Here is a 22,555-nt window from a genome sequence, read left to right as displayed (position 1 = left end):
CTTTAATCTTCCATAGTCTTCATATCTATAGCTTTACTACTCTTGAGGGCACTTACGCACTGCGGCATAATCAGTCCATAATGTCTAAGCCAGCGTTCAAATTTCACTTCAAGGTCACCTGCACCAGAAGATTCAATATTTCTGTATAGACTTACAGTTCGATTGTATAAATCTCTAAACTGTTCTAATTCAATAATTAATAGTTTCTCCGAGGGATTAGCTATATCATCAACCTTCAAAGTTCTACCTACCAATGCTTCAATATAAATGTAATCATTATATTTCTTCTCAAGCCAAATATGATGGTCATTACAATCTTTAACATTGTCCTTTGAATAAGACCCATCAGATTTTTTATCTGTTTTTAATTCGAATGACGCTAATTGATGAATCTCTTCTGCAATCCATAAAACATCGGGACCTGTATGCTGAGCTTTGTCCGGTCGAAATGATTCTAAACCCAACAATTTCCCAAGGACCTCAACTGCTTCTTCCGTTTTATTTGTTTCGTCACCATAATCAAAATTGGATTCGATTGCTTCTAAAAGTTTGTGCATTTTATTTTTTTTATTTTCGTAAAGTTTGGCAAGTCTAAGTGCCTGAAATTTTGGTCGCACATCAGGCTTAAACGAGAAAGAATCCATATCAATCTTTGGTCTGCCAAGCTCAATTCTTTCATTGCTAGCTGAAAGATAATTTGAAATCGCCTCTTTTGTATCACCTGATAATTGAGACGCGAGCCCTGCCCAATGTAAATACCATGCCCCTAATCTCTTGTCAATTTCATCTGCTTGTTCAGCTAAAGATATATAGTTCTTGCCTGCATCATTATATCGCCCTTCCCATAGATATTGAAATGCAACCCTTTCTTTTATTAACAAAGCTAAATATTGTAAGTTGCTCTCCCCAGACTCATTGATATCAAATTGTTCAATATATGACTTGTAGAACTCATCCCATTCCTTATCACCATCAATTATTTTTCCAATCAATTCTTCATAACTAACTTTCTCGTCATTGACCTCATCAATCAAGTATTTACTTAGTTGTATCTGTTTTTGTAATAAGGCAGGGAGAAACCTGCTATTATTAGGCGATAGTACCCATCTTTGGATGTCCCCTCCTCGTAGCATAACAACACCGTGGTCGGTATTGCTACGAAATATTCTACCGATTGCCTGGACCAATCTAGTTGCCGTCTGAGAAGCTCTAATTGTGTCTATTTGGATGCTTTTATCAATGAACGCATCATATAATGACTCTCCCATTGGCAGGCGGTCCAAAATAAGAATCTGGCACGACTTTCCAGGCAGGTCAATTCCATCATACCTCGCAACCAAAATCAACATTTCAGACTCTTTGGAGTCCGCAAATTTTTGTATTCTTGTATGACCGTCTTTTCGGGTAAAGATAGAACCCTTATCCTTCCATTCTTGTGCTTTTTTGGAAGAAGGGGATATGACACATGATTTTTTCTCACCAATTAAATTCAAAGCGTCATCTTGGTGTTGCTTATCATCTTCACCTCTTAAAAACACGAATAGCCTTTGAGCATCCCCTGACTTGCCACTGGGGCTGATAATATTTACATTCTCTTTTCCGAAAGTTCTGGCAAAAGCAGTTTGCGTGGGCATAGTAGCGGTTAGGTAAATCCTCCTGGTAGACTCATCAAAAAAACTTATCCTATGAAAAGGAATTACTGGAGGAGTGATTTCTATACCTCTTCCTGAAACAAAAAAACAACATTGGCTCAAATTATCCTTTAGATATTCCCACGGAAACAAGGTTGTTTCATCGGTATCAATTCCTCCTTCAATATATATAGCCCGTAATTGTTTTGCATAATCTTTAACAATAAACATTGGGACAAATATTATCCTTTCCCAAGCACCGCTTACAGCATCTTCAAACATTGAGCCCATACTTGTATTTGAAAAATAACTGCGAAATAATTTTACTGTTTTTAAAAACAATGGATTATTGTTTGCGATATTCAGCGTAAACTGTGAACGAATTGTATTTTCAGCAACATGAGCATCGTCAAATATTATTGCATCAACTTCTCTCCTATGGAAGATACCTTTTCCATTGAAAACTGAAGCATAATTTGTGATACAAAAGGTTTCTGCTGAATCAAACTTTCGCTCATTTTCCCATTCGGATTTATATCTCGCAGAATAACTAATGCTACATTCATCAGCCTTTGTTTTTGTTTGTTCAACAAGTTGATTATTTGGACAAACATAAAGAACATGTTTAGATTCATTTACTAAAGATTGTGCTATTAATAGCCCTACAAGAGTTTTGCCACCGCCGGTATTCATTTTAATAATATTATCATTGAGTTCTCTATTTTTGTGCCAATCTTGGAGTGCATCTTTTTGCGGTCCCCATATATTCTCAATATTTCCTCTTAAAGTCAGATTATTAAATATTTCCAAAGGGTCAACTGGTTTCCCTCCTTTTGGTATATTAAGTTTCAGATTTCTTAAACTCATAACTATTGTTTCTCCTTCCTGATTCTTTCTAAAAGTTTCTCTGCTGGTTCGTCGTTTGGGTCTTGGGGGACCAGTTTGCCCTCGAAGGCTTTTTTCAGGATGCTCTGCCGTAGTCGGCCGGACTGCTTCAATGCATCCTCCACCATCTGCTCCGCCTTGTCCGCTATGCTGAAATGCTTCTCAATCTCTGCAACTATCTGCCCTTGCTCAGCCAAAGATGCTAATGGAATCCCAATTGTTTTGATATCGTCCAAGCCAAGGCCTGCTTTTGTAGCCCCTCGCCTGAGTAGAGCAAATTGCCTCTGTCCCCCATCACTTGAGGCAATGAACCATGCAAGGAAACGTTTCTCGATTGAATCAACTGAACGGGCTAAAGCAACATGCTGGTTAACATAGGCTTCCGAAATACTTTTTGGCACCAACGCAGTCATTCCAACATCAGCCGTCACGGAAATTAGTATGTCATCAGGTTGAACTCTTGTCCTTATACCTTCCGCACCACTTGGTGGCTGAACAAGCTGAATATCCGACAAATCTAGCGAAATGCTGTCATGGTCGAGGTTGCCCATTCGCAAGAACAGCTTGCCAGTTTCGGAGTAGTATTTTGCCCAGCCGCGTGAACCACTGGTTATGAAATAAAAAACATCATCTCCTCGACTCCAAACCCACCCCTCCGGCAGTTCGGGCAGCTTTGACGTATCCAACGGCGGCAGTTTCTCTCGCTTTTTGCCCTTTGCGTTTTTCTCTCGCTCATTTGCGATGCGTTCGAGCAGCTTGTCCGCAGGCTCAATCCTGTCTTTGTTCTCCTCCCGCCACTTGGCCGTAAGCTTACCCTCAAAGGCATGCTTAAGCACGGACTGGCGATACCGCTTTAACTCCCCGCGAACCTTCTCAAGAGCCGCAACCCCCGCATCCAAATCACTGAACAACTCCTCAATCTTACCAACAATCCGCCCCTGCTCCCCCAACGGCGGAAGAGGAAACTGAACTTTGGCCAAATTCTTTCGCGAAATACGTTTCCTTGTTGAACCACTTTGGTATAAAGCGACATCCCTTCGGAATTGTGGTGCGTTAATCGTGTGCACCAGCCATCTATGCTCTGGTCCGTTTTGGCTTGTTCTTACAATACAAACATCAACAACGGTCACGCTTTTCTTTTTATCACCCGGAAAAATGCATGCCCGACCGAGTGGGTCTGGCATTCGTGCAATCAGTACATCGCCAGGTAAGATTTGAGTACAGTTAAGTTTTTTGAATTTTTGCTCAGTCAGAAATCTTGATGACTTATTCTTAAAGCAACCATCACCAACATCTGCCAGCTGAATCAGTCTAACATCTCCATCGGGGTCTTGGTCTTTTGACTCCACCCAATCGCCATCACTGAAAACACCACCATTGGCTACTATGTTGGGAATAGTTGCGTACACCCATCCCTTTGGCAATCCTTTGCTCTGCTTTTGCTTTCCCAAACTTTTACACCCTTATTTCACAGGGAAATGTCCCTTAGTCTTCGCAGTTCTGCCAACTGTCGGTACAACATACAGCACGTAGTCGCCAACCGACACAGGCTCAATACCATCTAACGTAAATATCAGCGAGTGCTCTTTCATTTCACCGGATTTAAGATTCACTCCTTTCAAGTGCTCAGCAAATTGCGGTCTAATATCCTTGTTTATAAGCAGCCTCGCACTTTTCAAGTATACATCGAATTGGGCTCGATTTGTCATCGAAACATCGACACGATACCGTTCCTGATTTTCGCAAGAGCGGACAACAACATCGTCCCTCACATCTTCATAGGCAAAATACTCAATTTCAAGCTTTAGTGGAGAACGGCACAAGCCAGATAACCAGCCCCCCGTCATCTTGCAACCATCCCAGACAATTCCAATCACCGCACCCACCATTTACGCCGCCCTTACATCAGCAAAAAATTCATCAGGTATGCTTTCGAGGACGTCACTATTGACAAGATTACGCAACTGATAATGCTTAAGTATCTGGTGATGGCGGAGCTGGCCGACAATAAGGGAAGGAGATATTTTCAGTTCCTCGGAACACTTGCGAACCATGAAAACTGTGATTTTATGGCCACCGAGAAAGCTGACTATTTCATCGTACTTATAGGCTTTCTGAGCGAACAGATTCGCTTCATCTTCCTGCTCAGTGATGTCCATGTTTTCACTGTCTATGAACACAGCTTTTTTGCTTCTGAGATGAAAAAGAATGTGTGCAATCTCATGGGCAACAGTAAACCAGAAGTTATCTTCCCGCTTGAATCTGCCGGTCCAGACGATTACAGGGTTGTCGCCATCCCAGAATGCGGAACCGTCAGTATATGTCTTCTCAAGATGCGGCAGGATAAAGAACTTTACGCCCGCATAAGCAAGGTCTTGAATCAGGCACTCGATACCATTTTCGGCATAGCTGTATTCAGCCAGCTCGTTTGCAATGGCTGTAAGCTTTTTGCTGTCATACTTTTCAACCTTGTACTGTGCAGCACATTTTCTTGCCATGTGATGCCACGTCAAGGCATAATACCTGTTGTATTTTTCAAAAGCATCAGACTTGCGAAACGCAGGTGCTGCACACTTGTCCATGAAAGCAAAGTCAAGGCCTTGTCTGCCCCAGAACTGTTCGACATTCTCAACAAGCCTGGAAAGTTTGCCGTTCCATTTCGGCAGCCACCCCTTCTTGACCATATCGGCTATAGGCATATGAGAAAGGATGTTGGCCTTTATCTCAGTCTCATTTTCCGCTTTGCTGGTCTTTTCTTCTCGCAGCTTGTAGTTGGTGTAGAGATTCAGCCAGTACTGAGGAGACTGCCCAAAGGCTTTGCTCAACAGCTTTGCGGTTTCGAGACTGACGGCCCTCTTGCCGTGGATTAGCTCGCTGACATGAGTGGAACTCAAACCGAGTATCGTCGCCAAATCCTGCTTGGTCCAGCCGCGAGTCTCAAGCTCTTCCTCGATGTAAAAGCCTGGCCCTATGTTTATAAATGGTTTGTATTTTACCGCCATGGTTTAGTCTCCGTAGTGATTGGAAAGAGCGGTTATCCAGCAGAAGCCTCTCGTGTGCTCCTCATCTTCCCAATCCACCTTAAACTCCAATCGCCACTTCCCTGTTACCCGAACCGAGCAATAATCCTTTTTGCCCTTGAGCTTCTCAAACTTTAGTGCAGGTTTTTTCCAAAGGTCATAGATATCTACCGCCGCATCTATCTCGTTTACTCTTGCAACGAAATTCACGACCACATTTTTTGGCAACCCTCTGTGCTTCGGGGACTTACCCGTGGTGTAGAGCTTTATGAGGTTTTTATCCTTGAAATCCCATTCCAAGGTGTTTTTCCTTTAGAATCTACGTCTTTATCGGCGAAGTGTTTTGATGATTTTACAAGAAATGTGAAACATGTCAAGCATTTTATGCCGCAAGAACTTCGTTCAATTCCTGAATAATCTTGTTCAGGTCGTCCCCGAACAGGTTGTACGCCCGCATCAGGCCGCCTCTTTCGTTGAACGGAGCGTACTGGAAATCGTCAGGCTCGATGGCAAGACTTGCGGTCACATGGTCCTTTATCAGCGTCAGCCATTCCATCTGCTCAGGCGTAAATTGCCTGCCAAGCTCCTTCTGCTCACCAAGCCACCTCTCGAATCTGCTCTGCTCGACATCCGACCACGGTTCCAGCACATCCGCCTTGCCCAGGGCGAACCGAATCAGGCAGATTGTATCAGCAAGCAGCTTCTGTGGCGAAGCATTTTTCACCCTTGATTCTTCGAGCTGCTTATAGGCCATCCAGACCACATCGGTACTCAGACCGTACGGCGGCTTTTCAATGGCCCTGACCAGCTCCTCAATCTGCTCATAGGTCACGTGCCGCTTGCTGTAGGGCATGTTGTAGATTATCTGCAGGGCCGTGATTTCGTCCTTGTTGTCCTCGATGAACTGTTTGAACGTATCGACAACACCCTTGGCCCGTTCCTTCGCAGCCTCATCGAAACCAGCAGAAATTATAGCATCCTGACTGATTGTATCGATGTACTGCTCATTTCTCTTTTTAACATCTACAAGCGTATTACGCAGGTCAGGATTGTCGAACGGCTCACATGCCGTATTTGCAAGATTCTCAGCGGCTTGTTCAATCTGCTCGTTAGTAGGCTCTGCTGTGTCGTTTACCGCTTTAGCTTCTTCAATGGCTTTGTCAGGGTCCACCGCATCGAGCAGCCCGTTTATGAGGGATGGTAGAGACTTGCCCTCGGAGACCTGTGATATTTCCTCCTTGTCGGCCTTACTCAGCTCCTGATTGAGCCTTGCAAGCCTGCCCGCAAGCGTTGTAATCGTATCCTCGTCCCTGGCACCGAGAGCGATTTTGTTTAGCAGCTTTTCAAACGAAACACTCTTTTTCCGCTCTAATGGCCGCGATTCGGTCTTGTCCTGCTCGCATACGCCGACCGCATCGACAATTACAAAATGCGTTTTGGCCTTCGCATCACTCGTTACCGCCTTAAGGTCGGTCTGAGTAATCGTCCTTGTCCCCCTGCCCTTCATCTGCTCAAAATACACACGCGAACGAATGCTACGCATGAACAGCAGACACTCCAAGGGCTTGATGTCCGTGCCCGTCGAAATCATATCCACAGTAACTGCGATTCGCGGATTGTACGAATTTCGGAAGCTCGCAATAAGGTCCTCAGGCTTTTCGCCAGTAGTTCGGTAGGTTATTTTCTTGGCGAAATCGTTGCCCTTGCCGAACTCCTCACGGATAATCCTGACGATATCCTCAGCATGCGAATCATCCTTGGCGAACACAAGCGTCTTGGGCACATCTGTCCTGCCGGGGAATATCTCGGTAAACAGCTTATCTCTGAACGTCTTTATGACCGTCCTTATCTGGTCCTCAGATACAACCGCTCTGTCGAGCTGAGTGCTTTCGTATTCAAGGTCATCATCAAGCTCCTCCCACCGCATCTCACGGGTGAGCTTGTTGCGTTTGTCGATGTAACTGCCAGCCTCGACTTTGCTTCCGCCGTCTGTAATCTGTGTCTTTATACGATAGACTTCATAGCCCACGTTCACACCGTCACCAACAGCCCGTTCGTGTGGGTATTCCGTGACAAGATTCTGATTGAAAAAGCCCAGCGTCTGCTTGGACGGAGTTGCGGTAAGGCCGATGATGAAGGAGTCAAAGTAATCAAGCACCTGACGCCACTGGTTGTAAATGCTGCGATGACATTCATCGGTAATGATGAAATCAAACGTCTCGATGGGAATGTCAGGATTGTAGACGACTTCAGGTGATTCCTTTGGACTGAGCACCTTGTACGCGGACTGCTCTTCGAGGTCGGTTTCGATTTCAGCATCACCGCGAAGCATGGAATAAAGCCGCTGGATGGTCGTTATGCAGACCTTGCTGATGGGGTCGATGGTATTGGACTTGAGATGCTGAACATCATACAGCTCTGTGAATTTACGCCCATCGTCAGGCGTTACGTACTGCTGGAATTCCTTCAAAGCCTGCCTGCCGAGATTGTTGCGGTCAACAAGGAACAGAACACGCTTCGCCTTGGCGAATTTGATTAAACGATAGATGAAGGTTACCGCCGTGAAACTTTTGCCCGCACCCGTTGCCATCTGAATCAACGCCCTGGGCCTTCCCTGAGCAAATGATTTTTCGAGTTCGGTAATCGCCTCGACTTGACAGTCTCTAAGACCCTCTTCTATAAGAGATGGAAAATTTTGCATCCTTGCTCGCAACGAATCAGCTTGCTCGATTTCGTCTGCGATTGTCTCAGGACGATAGAAGGAAAATACGTTTCTACTTCGAGCGTCAGGGTCGAGCAGATTGCGAAACAGCGTCTCCTTGCCTGTGCTTTCGTAGACATACGGCAAGGGATTGTGATAATACTGAATCTGACTTGGAACACCGTTGGCGTACTTGTCCGACTGCCAATCAACCCCGCCAAGCGTAGCACCCACGGGTTTAGCCTCAATAACACCGGCAGCTTTGCGGTTCACGAACAGCAGATAGTCAACCGGCCCTGCAGTCATGGGGAACTCACGAACAGCCACACCGATACCAGCCCCAAGATTGAGCTGATTGCGGTCCTGTATCACCCAACCAGCCGCCTTGAGCTGCTCATCAATAAGTTTTCGTGCCCATTCTTCCGGCGTCATAAAACTCCCACCTCGCCAAAGACCAACATAACCGGCCACTAATATAGCCTAATAAGGCCTGCAAATCAAGAATCTATAGGTAATATTGCCAGAAAATAAAGCCTTTGAAACACACATAGACCCGCTCCTTTCAATTGATTCAATTAAGGAGGGCTTAGGAGGGAGATGAAAAACCAGAGCTCGGTTCCACCCTTTGATTGGCATCAATATTAATGCAGGAATTGCAGATTGTCAAGGACTGATTTGATTTGTCCAGATTTGAACAACTGACAAAAGGAGTATTCATTGACCGATGTGGCGAAATATGTTAATGTCTTATTCAAGCTCTGAAAACCTATTTCGAAAGCATAAGAGGGAGTACCAGCTCTATTTGTCTATGCTAAATAATTGGAGGTCATAAGCATGGAACAAAAACAAAATACCCTCAAAAAATGGCTGCCTTCTCCAAAATTGAATCTGATTATCAGCGGAACTTGCTTTATGATTGCCCTAATCAGCCTCATTGTAGGTGAATACATCGATGCAATCACATTACCTGAAAAATACTTTGAGCCTGCTATGTACCTGTTTATCCCTGCCGTAATTCTGCCATTGTTTATTCGTCTGAAATGTGGAATTAAAAACCCATTTTGGAGGTCGGTCTACTACGCCCATCTTTGTACCGTGGGCATGGCTATTGTTTCAGGTTTACTTATTACACCAGTTGTCGACAGCAACAATATTCTCGTGGGCATCGCATCATCCTTCGTGGCATTCGTTACGCCTTTGCTGTTCCTTGACCCACTTTTCGAAATACTATTTTGGCAATCCCAATGTTTTTTCTGTTCTTATTTCTTTTTGCAATTTGCTTGTATAAATTGAACATGCTCAAGACAGAGAAGCATCGTAAATTAGCACTGACAGCACTAATCATCACAGTTGGGACTTTCTTCGTAGTTGGTCATTATACTACAGCGAAATACATTCAAGAAGCGATTGAAACCTTTGTAGCACTCCACGCTCATTGAGTTTTAGGCCATCTCACGTCAAATAAGGGATTCATGACCTTTGGCTTTTTTCTCGGAGATGGGAACATCACGAGGTCACCATCATCGGACGGCCTTAAGTAGTTCGCAACCCATCGTTTTCCAGCATCATCATCAAAATCCAACCCATAACTGTAGATGGTAAAAGAATCTCCAACTTTCTTGTACTTTATCTCATCACCACTGAAAGGGTCCATTGGCAAAAGAGCCATTATTCCTGCATGCTGAAGTTCATCCAATCCTTCAGGTAACCGTCCTTCTTCATCAGCAAAACGCAACACTCCTAACGTTGCCTCAAGCCCTTCAACATAAGCTTTAAATCGCTCGAATGCACAAATCTCATGATTCAAAGCCACTAACGCGATTGTATTCAAGAACGGATGAGACCGTTGTGTAATAGCAAGGACGTTAAGGTCATCGTTCATAAGCTGATGGAGCTGCCAGGCCTCTAGTCTGCAGATATGTTCAAGCTCGTCCATCCCCTGCATGATACTCTTCTCCGCAATCGCATAACTCATATCAGCCTCATGACCTTTTCTGAATCCCCCCAGAAATATACCGTTCCTATAAAACAAATTGTGAAAATGCAAATTAAGCCTACTACGTCTATTGTGAAACCCTTTCTCACTAAAGGCCATTGATTTACCATCGGAAATGTACGCCCACTGTAAAGACTCCTCAGCAATCAATCTCAATGGCATGAAATCAAGATTGGTATCTGCTTTACATATCTGAAGCAAACTGTCGAAGACTTCCAGCTCCTCACCCTTCACCTCCGCTCTGTCGAGTACCATCAAAGCCGTCTCTACCGCTTGACGTTGAAAGCTAACGCCAACAATCTGCTCCACGACAGTCTTAGGTCCAGTCATATGCTTGCCGAACTTGCATACAACAGCCAAGTCTTCAACAGCACCCGCAATATCTCCATGAACCGCCTTGAGCTTAGCCCTGTAGCAGAGCAATCGCATCAAATCTTCTTTCGTCCCAAGGTTTGATGTCGAAATGCCCGTGATGGAATCATTTGACGACTTCATCTTTTTCCAATAATAGGGCTTTTGAGTTCCGGCCAAAACATGCTCAATAGCTGAATCATTTTGCTGCAGCCACTTCTCAATCTCTTTCTGTTTTTGCTCCTTAAGCTCATTAGGCCAGCATCGTATGTCTTCCTTCTCTATACTAATCCCTGCTTCATGAAAAAGCTCAATTGCTTTGTCATAGTCAGATGCAGCATTGTCACCTTTATCATAGTTTGACGGCTTCGCCTGCTGATTGAAAATTGAGACGTAGTCAGTGAGATATTCTCCTCTGGCAAAACCCCCAAATGGCTGAAAAGCTAAGTACACAATCACATTGAGCACAACCTTTTTGACCATCGTTTGCTCCTCTCAAATTTGACACAAACGAATGAATGGACAAATCAATCCATTCCGATGTTCATAGTTCATTTTAAGGTGATATGCCGTCTTAATCAACGATGATTCAAATCTCTGGGAATGAATGATTTTGGCCCATTTTTGCCTCACCTATGACTGCCTTGGAAATAGTCACTTAATAATTTGGTACTATTTCTGGACGATATGAGGCATTTCGAGGGAAAATTTACGAAGTGAAGACATTAAAAAAGCCTCTTTAGTCATTGACCTGCAGGGCCCTACAGCCATGGTCAGAGACCGATTTGAATACTGGCGATTTAGTCAGATTGCATCAATTACAGCCTTGAACTTGTCGTAAAGTATGTCAGCTACTACTTTAATTTCTGAGGGATTCGTTTCGATGTACTTCCAATACATTTTTTTCTTGCCACCGAAATCATGTCCAAGAGTCACAGTGATTAAGTCTGTATTGTCTACTTTGTAGACCAATGAACTTGCCACTGTATCCCTATAGCTCTTGAAGTTGATGTCGGTTTTGTCTTCATTCTTTACCTTAGCTTTGTACTGCCTGAATTTCTTTTGGATAGAAGGGACTTTCAGGTTGGTCCCAGCCTTATTCAAAAAAACATAGTCTGTATTATTTGGATTGTCATTCATGTAGTCCTGCAGAAGACTCGTTGTCTTTTCCCACAGAACAATAACCCGGGGACTTGTCTTTTGGGTTTTATCTCTCGGATAACTGATGAAGGTTAAGCCGTCTTTTTCCCTTACCATATCTTTCTTAATGCCTTCTATATCCTTTGCGTAAAATCCACAGTTCAGAGCAAGAAGGTTGATAAGGACAAACTGCCTATCGTTATTGATTTTTTTGAAAAGCTTCTTGAGAGTCTTGACAGAAAAGGTCTTCGGAGTGTCCTTGATTTGTGCACTCTTCTTGTCAGTGTGTTCTTTGATTAAGTCTACGGTCCTCTTGATTTCAGCTTTATGTTGATTCTCCTGACGCTTCTTCTTTTCGAAGTTTTTGAGATAGAAGTTAAGGCAGGTGATAACCCTTTCTATTCTTTTATTGATGAAATTGCTGGAATGTCCATCGGAATGAAGAAACTCGTTCCAGGCCATTACATCAAATTTATCCATCGAGGAAACATCTGAATCTTTGACATATTCCATAAACTCATTTATTGCAAGTCTTACCATTCTCTTCTCTTGAGGCTTGCTACCGTTGTGGTCCCAGAAGAAGTCTCGAATATTTTGAATGGTGAGCTTGGGGATTTCTCTGTGCTTTAAAAGCTTATCTTCTATTTCAAGCAGGCACGGAAAACCAAGCTTCTTAGCAGCTTCTCGAATATCCTGCAAGATGAGACTTCTCGCCCTTCTCCATACTTCATCGTCGTCTATTTCATGCTGAATGGCATAGGCACTCAAAAACCCATCTTCATCATATTCTTCAACAATTTCAGACCCCTTGGGAGCGTCATCGGGAGTGTGGATTAGCCCTCCATTCTCCATTACGCTGTCATAGTTTATGGGGGAAAAACTTTTGTCCTTCTCCTGCCACTGCCGAAACAGGTAAATAGCTTCATCATAATCCCGCCCAAACTGATAGTCTTTGCGTGTTTTCTTTTTTTGTTTTACCCCTGGTTCCTGCCTCCATCCGCTGTAGAAATAATAGCCATTACCTGTGTCGTATGCCAACCCCTCAACTATCTTTCCTTGTCGGTCGCAGACATACCAATTCCTGCCCACTTTCTTCCTTGGCGGAGTCTCTCTTTTGCTCATGAATTCGCCTCATTTTCGGGTCAATTCTACTCCCAGAAAGCATAGCAAAAGCTGGCTTTAATGTCTAACTAATTGTCTAAGATTCACTTTAAAATAGCACTAGTAGCTATTTTTCATAGGGTTCGATTCCCGCCACCCGCTTTCATTTCATCCTTTACCACGTCCTGGTTAAGCATAAAACCGTCCCTGTTTAAGGAAGTCCGCTATACAAGTTTTGCCGGCACTCTCTTAGAATGCATTTTCAGATTGAGATTTACTAACAACTCGAAAAAAGAAAGGCAGGGAGATCATGCAGGTAAAAGATATTATGACACAGGCTCTGGATAAGATTGAATCTACCGCCAGTCTTACAGAAGCGGCGAAGCACATGAGCTATCGGGACGTGGGAATTCTTCCTGTCAGCAAAGCAGACCAGATCGTGGGGGTTATAACAGACCGCGACATTGTGATACGCGGCCTGGCGCAGGACAAACAACCCGGGCAAACAACTGTCAGCGAGGTAATGACCACGAATCTGATCTTCTGCTCGGAAGGTGACGACATACACGAGGCAGGCAAGCTGATGGAAGAAAAGCAGGTCCGTCGTCTTCTGGTATCCGATCAGAACGACAAACTCGTGGGCGTTCTCTCGCTAGGTGATCTTGCGGCCAAGTGCGGCGAGGACATATTCTCAGGTGAGGTACTCGAAGCCATTTCAGAACCGGCGACACCGCTGAGGTAAGCCCGAACGTTAATCACATTAAAGTTGCCGACAATGTTCGCTTGAGCTTAAACGAGCCTGCGGGGAATCTTCTCGTTCCAGTCTTTGCTGAAAACGCGGTTCGGGCCCTCGTAGGCGTCTAGTTGTGCGTGTACATAGAAGAATCTTTCGTCGCAGCTCAGACGGGTTTTGGTGATGGTGCCGGCGTCCCAGTCACCTCTTTTGAAGCTCCTTTCCCATAGGGTTTCGCCCTGGGCGCTGTTGTAATCGTCGTTTTGATTGCGGTACCACTCATAAGTTGAGCAGCCCATCTCGGTGTCGATGTCCTTGATCCTGAACTTGCCGAGGTCCTTTACGACTTCCAGAACCGACTCGTCGGTGGCGAGATTGCGTATTACGTTCCAGACGTGGTGTTCGCCCTCGATGACTTCCTTATTGGTGGGCGGACCGGCCTCGGGGCGATCAAAATGAATCTTCTGATCTATGTCGCGGCGTTTACGGGTGGGTAACTTGAACTCACTTTCACCGCTGTAAATGTTGAGCATGGCAGGTTCGGGGCTGGGCCAGGCGAGAGGCCAGTAGGAACTCGATATGGAGAGCCTTATCTTATGGCCAGCGGGAAATATCTGGGCGATATCGTTTAGCTGGACCTGCACGCGGTACTTTTGGCCGGGTAGGAGCTTTTCGGGTTTTTCGTGGCTTTCGCGATGCGTCAGATTCAAGATGCCATAGGTGATTCGTGTCGTCTTGCCGTCAGGGGCGACATCAGAGAGTCTGCATGCGACCATGGCGACGGGTTTGTCAGAGGTCAGTACGAGATCGGCGACGGGGGCACCGAATATCTCGACCTGTTCGTCAAGTGCCTCAGTTTCGAAGACAAGTGCTCCGCCGTCCTCCTGCCGCTGATCGTGGGGCAGGTCCGGGCCAGCGTGATAGCTGCACCATTTGCCGGCGAACAGACCGACGGTGAGCGGGGACTGTATGGGGAACGGCTTGACCTCGGGTTCGCCGCTTTCGGTCAGAGCGTGGGGAGCTATTTTGTAATCTCGATACTTGACGTTGTCGCTGGGCCAGGTGTCCTCGCCTACCCATCTGCCTGGGCGGTATTCGTATTTGGTGAATGGCGGTACGCTGTCCTGCATCCACGCGATCAGCGCGGGACCTTCCATGATGTCGTTGTCTTTACCCTTGAGCCATTTGTCCCACCATTTTACGCACTCCTGCAGGAAACCTATCGCGGGGCCGGGTTTGCCTTCGTGGGGGTATTTGTGCGACCAGGGTCCTACGAGGCCTTTTACCGGGCCCTGGAGGTTTTCAACAAGGCGGAAGACAGAGTTTGTGTAACCGTCAGCCCAACCGCTGGCGGCTAGTACGGGTATTTGTACGGTTGAGAAATCTTCGCATATGGACCCGTGTTTCCAGTAGGCGTCGCGGTGCTGGTGGTGGAGCCATTTCTTGAGCCAGAGACCGCTGTGCTCGAGTCTGTCGAGCCACATCTGGCGCCATTTGTCGCCGACGATCTCCGGGTCCGGTGGGCACGAATTGTAGGCGAACATGGTGGACGCCCAGGACAGGTTGTCGCCTAGCAGACATCCACCCATGTAGTGTACGTCGTCCGCGTAGCGGTCGTCGGTGCTGCAGACGGTGATGATGGTCTTGAGCTGGGGGGGCCGGAGTGCTGCTACCTGGAGACCGTTGAAACCGCCCCACGAAATGCCGATCATGCCGACGTCGCCGGTGCACCAAGGCTGCTTTTCGAGCCATTCAAGAACGTCGAGGCAGTCCCGCTGTTCGAGTTCGAGGTATTCGTCTTCGAGGATGCCTTCGGAATCGCCGCTGCCGCGCATGTCGACGCGGACGCCGGCGTAGCCGTGGCCTGCGAAGTAGGTCTGTACCTGGTCGTCGCGGTTTCTGGTGCCGTCGCGTTTGCGGTAAGGCAGATATTCGAGTACTGCGGGGACGGGTTGTTCGTCGGCGGATTCCGGCATCCAGATGCGGGCGGCTAGTTTGCATCCATCTCGCATGGTTATGAATGTGTTTTCGATATGTTTTACTTTTTCGGGAAAATCGGTGATGCGTTTCACATTCGCCTCCCTTGTTTTGAACGAATTTTCTTGCCTTCTACTTCGATGTCAAGCTTGTTTGCGATGATGTCGAATTTGTCGAGCAGTTCCTTCTGTGACTGAGCGCCGAGATATAAGATCGTCAGGACGTAACTATAACTGTCCTGCCATTTGAGGTCTTCGAGCTGCATGCCTTCGGTGACGGTGTGGGTTATCTCGGCGTCGAATTCTTTTTCGATCTCTCTGATCTGTTCTTTGCTTGGTGATCGGGTCACCTTGCCGGCGATGAAACTGCGGAGGAATAGTTTGGCGGCGAGTTTGTATTCGCCCTTGCGGTGAGGCAGTTCGGGGCGGCGACCCAGGGCGAGGTCGATCGGGATCTTGTGGCTGAGTACGCCGTCGACCATTTTAAAGAGATTGCAGTGCGATTGCGAGATGCGGGTGTTTATTTCGAGCAGCCAGAGTTCTTCGTTCTTTCTGTCCCAGAAGAATTCTATGTTGAAGGATGCGTTTTCATAACCCATCCGGCGAAGTATCTTTTCTGCTTTCTCGTGCATTTGTTTCTGAACCCGCTGCGGGATTTTGGAGGGGTACTGGTAGCGGGAGAAGGACATTCGATTGGGATATCTGAAGGAGTCTATGAGGCCGTGGAAGTCGAATTCGCCGTTGTAGATGTAGCCTTCCAAGGTGCATTGTTTGCCTGAGATTATCTGTTCTGCGACGAAAATCTTTTCGCTTGCGTGGTGCATGTCTTCAGACATCTCGATCTGTTTTTCGAGCGTGAAATATGGGTCGGCGAAAAGATCCTTGCGGTGCTGTATCTGATCGACTGCATGGCCTAGATCCTGGTCCGACTTTATCTCGAAACCCAGATGTCCGGAGAACGATATTGCGGGTTTAATCCAGAAGGGGTATTCAAGGTCGATCTTTTTTATGCTTTCTGGGTCGCCGGGGTTGAAGCCAAAGAATTTCGGGGTGCATTCTGGAATCACCTTCTGCTGTTCGACCCGGCTGAGGTATTTGTTCTCGGCCTTGAAGACGCTTAGGGGTTCGGCAGTTTGTATGCCGAATTCCTTGCAGAGTATGGGACCCATGAGTACGCCCGGGAAGTCGAAGAGCCAGAGCATACCATCTATGCTGCCGTCGAAACCCTTTAGCTGCTGTCTGGCGGACTCCATGATCTCGTCCATCGGTGTATGTTCGAAGTCATGGATGTAGTCATAGGACAGGAGCTGGTGAAAAATCAAGTTTTCCGAGCCGGGCACCTGGTTGAGTTTCTCGGCGTTTTCTTCGTCCATGCCGAGTACGAAAATGTTCTTCTTTTGTGTTTCCATACGCATCACCCCTGTTATTTCAGAGACAATAACTTTTTCAGCGAATCATAATGGGTCAGCGTGGTACATATCTTACTTTAAGGGCTCAGGTTGGGAAAATGCAACCTTATATGGTATCGGGAAATTCCTTAGGTTTGCGCGCAAAATAAGCGGTGCGCAGGATTGTGCGGTTTGTTTACATACCAAGGTTTGAAGTTGTGTAGACCAACGGAGTTTGTATTATTGAGCGGGTTCTGTTCTTTCGAGCCAATCGCTTGCGAGGATCGCCAGGTCGATTATGTCGACGATGCCGTCACCGCTGAGGTCGGTAAGCCTTATATCGCTCGACTGATAGTCCCAATCGTCCTGAGCTGCGATGGCTTCGGGTTCCCATATCCATTCGATGCTGTCATAAGTCAGAGATACCTGCTCGGTGAAAGTATCGCTGATTTGCTGCTTTATGCCGCAAACCTGAGCATTGTGCAATCTTATAGTGTAGGCCAGTATCTGGGTTCCGTCCGGGGCGGGCTGCCAGTATTGCAGTTCGAACTGGGTGAAATGCTCGCCGCTGGTGAGAGAATTGGCAAGCAGCGGGCTGGCTTTATCGACCGTTTTGGTGATTTTGAAGGGTTTGTGCTGGCGTTTGCCTGTCGGCAGGCCGCTTGCTGCATCGCGCGGGCTCACGACTTCATGGATGGAGCCTATGACTGCGATTGAGCCTTCGAGCCCGGGCTCTGTTACCGAGCCTGCAATATTTCCCTGTGTTTCGCCGGTGGCTCGCAGGTAGGCATTCAGTGCAGCGAAGGATGTGGATGTACAAAGTAACAGGGCAACGATCAGGGTGAGTGCGGTTCTTTTCATTTTCTCTACCTCCTAAAAGCTAAATGAAATTTCTGTTTTCATAAGGCTCCTCGCCTTTTATTCCTAATTGTACCATAGATACCTAGCGAACTCAAGTTTGATCTATGATCTCGTAGAATCACCCAGCATGATCATGTAGAGGAAGTCATTCAGCCATTTTTGAGGTAGCGGGTGTTGCCGTCGCGGCGGGTCAGGCCTATGTCGTCGAAGAAGTCGAGCAGGGGCAGAGCGTATTTGCGCGAGGTGTCGAGGAGGTACTTGAAGCGGACGCTTTCGAATCGGCCGTTTTCCTGGAGGTCCGCGATGAGGAGTTCTTTTGCCTTTTCAACGGCAGCGGTGTGAAAGGTGATCTTCGAGTCTATGCGGACGAGCTTTTTGTGCTGGGCGAGGGTGTTGAGGGCCTGGGTGAGGTCGCGGGTGTTGGCTTTTGTTGTGCGGAGGAGTTCGTCTGTGCCGGGCGGGTTGAAGAGGCGATCTAGAAAGATGGTTTCGATGGTGTTCATAAGATCGGCCTGGGCGGTGTCAAATTGCACCTTATGCGTGGACAGGGCCGCCCTGCCTTTGCGATGTTCGATCCTGCCTGCGTCTGTCAGCCTGCTGATCATGAATTTGAATAGTGAGGGGTCGAGGTCGACGGCGTTGCGGAGGTCGTCGAACGTCATGCCGGGACTTTGGGGGTTTTCGGCGTGATAGGTTTTCAGCGTATCGAGGAGGTTGCTTCGCAAGATGGATTCGGTTTCGGCGGCCATGTATGTGTTGTCGGCGGTACGGATGAGGTCGCCTGTGGAGACGAGATGGTCGGTGATGGCGGTGACGGTTTGGGGCCGGAGCTTGACTGTGCGGGCGATGTCCTCGGTGGTCGCGGTGTGGTTCGGCGAATCATTTACGGTATAGAAGACGAAAGTTTTGTCGTTTTCGATCGCGCGGGCGAGTGAGCGGGCATTTTCGAGGACGGCGGGTTTGCTGCGTTTGAGTCTGCGGGTGAGGGGTTTTAGGATGGTGCCGCCTCCGATGGTCCGGGGCGGAGTGAGCGAGCGGACGATGAAGGGATCGCGGGGGCCTGCGACGAGAGGTGTGTCGAGGCGGAACTGGACGAGGGTTTCAGTACCGGGCTGGAGGGTGTTGTCTTCCATGAGGTATATTTTTGCGGTGTGTTCACTGGTGCCGGTGTGGAGCTTGAGCTGTGAGCCGGTCTTGAGTTTGTGGCCTACATGGGGGATGAGGGACATTTTTGCGAGATAGAAGTGGGCGGGTTCGAAATAGCCGGGAACAGTGGCGACGTCGCCTCGTGATATGGCTTTGTAGTCCCACTGCGGAACGTTAATCGCGGCGCACTGGCCCGTCTGTGCCTTTTGGGCGGGTTTGGAGTAGACCTGGGCGGCTTTGATGCGGCCTGTTTCGTCTTGCGGGAGGATGATGAGTTCGTCGCCGATAGAGGCGGAGCCCGCGACGGGAATGCCGGTAATGACAGAGCCGTAGCCCTTGACGGAGAAGACGTTTTCGACGGGTACGCGGAAGATGCCGTCGGAGGGTTTGGGGGTGACGCGGGAGACCATTTCGCGGAGGGATCCGTAAAAAGCATCAAAGCCCTGGCCGGTAATGGAGGAGACAGGGAGGATGGGAGCGTTTTCGAGGAAGGTGCCGGTGATGAAATTGCGGACGTCGTCAGCGACGAGGTCGCGGAGTTCGTCGTCGACGGTGTCGACCTTGGTGAGGGCGATGATGCCGTGGGAGACGCCGAGGATGGTGAGGATGTCGAGGTGTTCGCGGGTCTGGGGCATGACGCCGTCATCGGCTGCGATGACGAAAATGACCGCGTCGATGCCGGTGGCGCCTGCGACCATTGTTTTGATGAAGTTTTCGTGGCCCGGTACGTCGACGATGCCGACTTCGAGGTCGGAGATGGTGCAGGGAGCGAAGCCGAGTTCTATGGACATTCCGCGATCCTTTTCGGCTTTGAGGCGGTCGGTTTCGCAGCCTGTGAGGAGTTTGATAAGTGCGGTCTTGCCGTGGTCGATGTGGCCGGCGGTGCCGAGAGTTATGTTTATCTGGCTGGATGACATTTTTATTCTTTCGTACTCAGGGCCCAGGTTAGGGCTTGTATTAACGTTTTTTCGTCACCGTCGAGGAGAGTTCGGGGGTCGATGAGGACCTGTTCGTTCTGGATGCGGACGAAGACGGGTGTTTTGTATTTGCGGAGTTTGCGTGCGAGCTGGTCGGCGCTGTAGTTGGGTGCGGTAACGGTTACGAGGCTGGTGGGCATGGACTGGGCGGGCAGCGAGCCTGAGCCGGGCTGGGAGTGGCCCTTTGTGATGGCAAGCTGTGCGTTGGGGCAGGCAGCGGCGAGCTTGCGTTTTATGCGGTTTGCCTGGCGACGGATGGAATCGGGTTTGCGGAGCATCATGCGGAGGGTGGGGACGGTTTTGAGAGCATTTTCCTGGTCGAGGAAGAGCTTGAGGGTCTGTTCGAGGACAGTGAGGGTCATTTTGTCGACGCGGAGGATGCGGGCGAACTGGTTTTTGCGGATGGCGGTGATGATGTCGGGTTTGCCGAGGATGATGCCTGCCTGGGAGGCGCCGATGAGCTTGTCGCCTGACGAGGTAATGACGTCTGCTCCGGCGTTGACGGATTCGACGAGCGTAGGTTCGTGGTCAAAGCCGTAGCGGGTGAAGTCTAAGAGTGAGCCTGCGCCTACGTCGTCGAACATGAGCAGATCGTTGCAGTGGGCGATGTCGACGAGCTCGTCGAGGGGGACCTCGGAGCTGAAGCCCTGGACCTTGTAATTGCTGGGGTGGACGCGGAGGATGGCGGCGGTGTTTTCGGTGATGGCGCTGAGGTAGTCGCGGGGGTGGGTTTTGTTGGTGGTGCCGACCTCGACGAGCTTTGCGCCGCTGAAGGCCATCACATCCGGAAGGCGGAACGAGCCGCCGATCTCGACGAGCTGGCCTCGGGAGACAATGACTTCTTTATCTTTGGCGATGGTGTTGAGGACGATTGAGGTTGCGGCGGCGTTGTTGTTGACGACGGTTGCGGCGGGAGCGCCAGTGAGGGTTTGCAGGAGCTGTTCGATACGTGCGTCACGACGGGAGCGTTTGCCGGTGTCGGTTGAGAGCTGAAGGAGCGAGTAGCCGGCGAGGTCGGAGGTGAGGTGGTCGAGTGCGGGTTTGGGGACGACCGCCCTGCCGAGGCCCGTGTGGAGGACGATGCCTGCGGCGTTGACGACGCGGGCGTGATATATGCCGTTAAGCTGGGTGATGCGGTCGGTTACCTGATCGAGCACATATTGCGGCAGATCGGCAGGCGGTTCGAAGCCGTTGCCTGCGAGGATCCGACTGCGGAGGTCGTCGAGGCAGGCGCGGGTGATGTCGGAGTGGAGCAGGGTCGGCTGGGTGTCGATCTGGTGCTTTAGCTGTTCGAGGACGGCGCTGACGGAGGGGATATTTCGCAGGAGCGTTTGTTTGTCTGTATTTGACATGGGCAGTTCTCGCACGTAAAAGTCGGCTTATGAGTCGGAACGAGTGCTATTTTACGGATTCGGCCGGGAAAATCAACAGGTTTAAGAGGACGCACAAAAACAGTTTTTGGCTTGCGAAGCGAATTTGTGCGGGTTAGACTGTTTTTGCTAGATTTTTTGTAACGCTGGCGCGTTTGCGGTGTCTATCAGTGCAGACGGTTAGTTTCAGATGGACAAGTGTCTTAATGGATCAATATTTGTTTATAATTGATTTCGAACTGGAGTACGGGTGAGGTGCGGTCTGCCGGTGCTCGTGGCGGGCGCCCTCGATCCCTGTTCGGCATAAGGCGACTACCATGCCGTTGTGAATGAGGGAAGTGAAAATCGAGTTTTGACGCCACGGTTATCGGCAGGCGAGAGCTATTTTGATAAATGCTCTTCGCCTGCTTTTTTTGTGCATCTATGAGTTGGAATTATTTGGAATGCTCGTTTTTTGGAGAATCGCAATGAAGTGCAATGAGGAGATTTCGGTCGAGGATGTACAGGAGGTTTACAGCGGTGCGGAGATGCGGCTGTGGGAATTGCTGATGGGTGAGCAGATCCATGTCGGCGGGCTGGAATCTTCGATGGAGCTGGCGGAGAAGGCGGGGATCCAGGCGGGGTCGCGCGGTGTGGATCTTTGCTGCTGTACGGGTGCGGGGATGAAATTTCTGGTGCGGATGTGCGGGGTGGAGTCGATGGTCGGGATAGATGTGACGGAAATGATGGTAGCCGAGGCGAGGGAGCGGGCACATCAGGAAGGACTTGCGGAGAGGCTGGAGTTCGTGCATGCGGATGCGTGTGCGACGGGGCTGGCAGATGGAATGTACGATTTTGTGTGGGGTGAGGATGCATGGTGCTATGTGAAGGATAAGGATACACTGATCGTGGAGGCGGTTCGGCTGGTGCGGGACGGGGGGGAAATCGCGTTTACGGACTGGGTGGAGGGAGCGGTCGCGATGAATGAGAATGAGGCGGAGAGATTTTTGCGGTTCATGAAGTTTGCGAATGTGCAGGATGTCGACGGGTATGCGGGGTTGCTGGAGGCGACGGGGTGCGAGGTCGAGATCGCGGAGGATACGGGGCGATTTGCGGGGTGCTGTGATCTGTATATAGACTCGGTGCGGAGGCAGTATATGTATGATGCGCTGAAGATACTGGGATTCGATATGGATGCGCTGGGGGCGGTTGCGGAAGAGATGTGTTTTCTGCGGGATATGGCGAAGGCTGGAAAGATATGTCAGGCGTTGTTCGTTGCGAAGAAGAAGGGTTAGAGGTA

General features: G+C 48.6%; 16 protein-coding genes. 3 read left to right on the top strand and 13 right to left on the bottom strand.

What is annotated here, in order from left to right; translation table 11 throughout:
* Positions 1–2 precede the first annotated feature (2 nt).
* The 6 genes from STSP2_RS06675 to STSP2_RS06650 all read right to left on the bottom strand — a co-directional run bounded on the left by STSP2_RS06675 (position 3) and on the right by STSP2_RS06650 (position 8,669).
* The gene (locus tag STSP2_RS06675; protein WP_146661047.1) at positions 3–2,498 is read right to left on the bottom strand and encodes a DEAD/DEAH box helicase family protein; all 2,496 of its coding nucleotides are present in this window, start codon (positions 2,496–2,498) and stop codon (positions 3–5) included.
* Between the two features lie 2 nt (positions 2,499–2,500).
* Entirely contained in the window at positions 2,501–3,967 is a 1,467-nt protein-coding gene (locus STSP2_RS06670) for a restriction endonuclease subunit S (protein WP_146661045.1), read from the bottom strand.
* A 12-nt stretch (positions 3,968–3,979) separates the two neighbouring features.
* On the bottom strand, positions 3,980–4,405 hold the full coding sequence (locus STSP2_RS06665; RefSeq protein ID WP_146661043.1) for a hypothetical protein: 426 nt from the start codon (positions 4,403–4,405) through the stop codon (positions 3,980–3,982).
* On the bottom strand, positions 4,406–5,518 hold the full coding sequence (locus tag STSP2_RS06660) for a HigA family addiction module antitoxin (protein ID WP_146661041.1): 1,113 nt from the start codon (positions 5,516–5,518) through the stop codon (positions 4,406–4,408). It lies immediately after the preceding gene.
* 3 nt (positions 5,519–5,521) lie between these two features.
* Positions 5,522–5,836: a type II toxin-antitoxin system RelE/ParE family toxin gene (locus STSP2_RS06655; protein WP_146661039.1), complete on the bottom strand. Its 315-nt coding sequence runs from the start codon at positions 5,834–5,836 to the stop codon at positions 5,522–5,524.
* An 82-nt stretch (positions 5,837–5,918) separates the two neighbouring features.
* Positions 5,919–8,669, bottom strand: coding sequence for a type I restriction endonuclease subunit R (locus STSP2_RS06650; protein ID WP_146661037.1), 2,751 nt, complete (start codon positions 8,667–8,669; stop codon positions 5,919–5,921).
* A gap of 402 nt (positions 8,670–9,071) precedes the next feature.
* On the opposite strand from STSP2_RS06650, the gene STSP2_RS06645 reads away from it, so the two are divergent.
* Positions 9,072–9,530, top strand: coding sequence for a hypothetical protein (locus tag STSP2_RS06645; protein ID WP_146661035.1), 459 nt, complete (start codon positions 9,072–9,074; stop codon positions 9,528–9,530).
* Between the two features lie 139 nt (positions 9,531–9,669).
* Here STSP2_RS06645 and STSP2_RS06640 read toward each other — a convergent pair whose 3' ends face one another.
* Together STSP2_RS06640 and STSP2_RS06635 are read right to left on the bottom strand one after the other, a co-directional pair.
* Positions 9,670–11,067: a hypothetical protein gene (locus STSP2_RS06640; RefSeq protein WP_146661033.1), complete on the bottom strand. Its 1,398-nt coding sequence runs from the start codon at positions 11,065–11,067 to the stop codon at positions 9,670–9,672.
* A 321-nt stretch (positions 11,068–11,388) separates the two neighbouring features.
* Positions 11,389–12,846 (bottom strand): tyrosine-type recombinase/integrase, encoded by a 1,458-nt coding sequence (locus STSP2_RS06635; RefSeq protein ID WP_146661031.1) that lies wholly within the window; start codon positions 12,844–12,846, stop codon positions 11,389–11,391.
* Between the two features lie 289 nt (positions 12,847–13,135).
* Between STSP2_RS06635 and STSP2_RS06630 the strand changes: the two genes are divergently transcribed.
* The gene (locus tag STSP2_RS06630) at positions 13,136–13,567 is read left to right on the top strand and encodes a CBS domain-containing protein (RefSeq protein ID WP_146661029.1); all 432 of its coding nucleotides are present in this window, start codon (positions 13,136–13,138) and stop codon (positions 13,565–13,567) included.
* Between the two features lie 47 nt (positions 13,568–13,614).
* Here the strand turns inward: STSP2_RS06630 and STSP2_RS06625 are convergent, their stop codons facing one another.
* From STSP2_RS06625 to selA, 5 genes are all read right to left on the bottom strand, one after another.
* A complete protein-coding gene (locus tag STSP2_RS06625; protein ID WP_146661027.1) occupies positions 13,615–15,630 on the bottom strand; it encodes a CocE/NonD family hydrolase in 2,016 nt (671 codons plus the stop codon).
* Positions 15,627–16,943 carry an ATP-grasp domain-containing protein gene (locus STSP2_RS06620; protein ID WP_169853046.1) on the bottom strand — a complete coding sequence of 439 codons (1,317 nt, stop codon included), beginning with the start codon at positions 16,941–16,943 and terminating at the stop codon, positions 15,627–15,629. The genes STSP2_RS06625 and STSP2_RS06620 overlap by 4 nt, the downstream gene beginning before the upstream one ends.
* 219 nt (positions 16,944–17,162) lie before the next feature.
* A complete protein-coding gene (gene tssD, locus STSP2_RS06615) occupies positions 17,163–17,783 on the bottom strand; it encodes a type VI secretion system tube protein TssD (RefSeq protein ID WP_146661023.1) in 621 nt (206 codons plus the stop codon).
* 149 nt (positions 17,784–17,932) lie between these two features.
* Positions 17,933–19,846 carry a selenocysteine-specific translation elongation factor gene (gene selB, locus STSP2_RS06610; protein ID WP_146661021.1) on the bottom strand — a complete coding sequence of 638 codons (1,914 nt, stop codon included), beginning with the start codon at positions 19,844–19,846 and terminating at the stop codon, positions 17,933–17,935.
* 2 nt (positions 19,847–19,848) lie between these two features.
* Positions 19,849–21,258: an L-seryl-tRNA(Sec) selenium transferase gene (gene selA, locus STSP2_RS06605; RefSeq protein WP_146661019.1), complete on the bottom strand. Its 1,410-nt coding sequence runs from the start codon at positions 21,256–21,258 to the stop codon at positions 19,849–19,851.
* Between the two features lie 485 nt (positions 21,259–21,743).
* On the opposite strand from selA, the gene STSP2_RS06600 reads away from it, so the two are divergent.
* Positions 21,744–22,550 (top strand): class I SAM-dependent methyltransferase, encoded by an 807-nt coding sequence (locus STSP2_RS06600; protein ID WP_169853045.1) that lies wholly within the window; start codon positions 21,744–21,746, stop codon positions 22,548–22,550.
* Positions 22,551–22,555: the final 5 nt, after the last annotated feature.

The sequence above is a fragment of the Anaerohalosphaera lusitana genome (assembly GCF_002007645.1).
Lineage (GTDB): Bacteria > Planctomycetota > Phycisphaerae > Sedimentisphaerales > Anaerohalosphaeraceae > Anaerohalosphaera > Anaerohalosphaera lusitana.
This window is presented reverse-complemented; position numbering and strand designations above follow the sequence as displayed.

Coding starts and splice junctions, on each gene's coding strand:
- STSP2_RS06675 (WP_146661047.1), bottom strand. CDS start 2,498: ATGAGTTTAAGAAATCTGAAACTTAATATACCAAAAGGAGGGAAACCA.
- STSP2_RS06665 (WP_146661043.1), bottom strand. CDS start 4,405: ATGGTGGGTGCGGTGATTGGAATTGTCTGGGATGGTTGCAAGATGACG.
- STSP2_RS06660 (WP_146661041.1), bottom strand. CDS start 5,518: ATGGCGGTAAAATACAAACCATTTATAAACATAGGGCCAGGCTTTTAC.
- STSP2_RS06650 (WP_146661037.1), bottom strand. CDS start 8,669: ATGACGCCGGAAGAATGGGCACGAAAACTTATTGATGAGCAGCTCAAG.
- STSP2_RS06645 (WP_146661035.1), top strand. CDS start 9,072: ATGGAACAAAAACAAAATACCCTCAAAAAATGGCTGCCTTCTCCAAAA.
- STSP2_RS06640 (WP_146661033.1), bottom strand. CDS start 11,067: ATGGTCAAAAAGGTTGTGCTCAATGTGATTGTGTACTTAGCTTTTCAG.
- STSP2_RS06635 (WP_146661031.1), bottom strand. CDS start 12,846: ATGAGCAAAAGAGAGACTCCGCCAAGGAAGAAAGTGGGCAGGAATTGG.
- STSP2_RS06630 (WP_146661029.1), top strand. CDS start 13,136: ATGCAGGTAAAAGATATTATGACACAGGCTCTGGATAAGATTGAATCT.
- STSP2_RS06620 (WP_169853046.1), bottom strand. CDS start 16,943: ATGGAAACACAAAAGAAGAACATTTTCGTACTCGGCATGGACGAAGAA.
- tssD (WP_146661023.1), bottom strand. CDS start 17,783: ATGAAAAGAACCGCACTCACCCTGATCGTTGCCCTGTTACTTTGTACA.
- selB (WP_146661021.1), bottom strand. CDS start 19,846: ATGTCATCCAGCCAGATAAACATAACTCTCGGCACCGCCGGCCACATC.
- selA (WP_146661019.1), bottom strand. CDS start 21,258: ATGTCAAATACAGACAAACAAACGCTCCTGCGAAATATCCCCTCCGTC.
- STSP2_RS06600 (WP_169853045.1), top strand. CDS start 21,744: ATGAAGTGCAATGAGGAGATTTCGGTCGAGGATGTACAGGAGGTTTAC.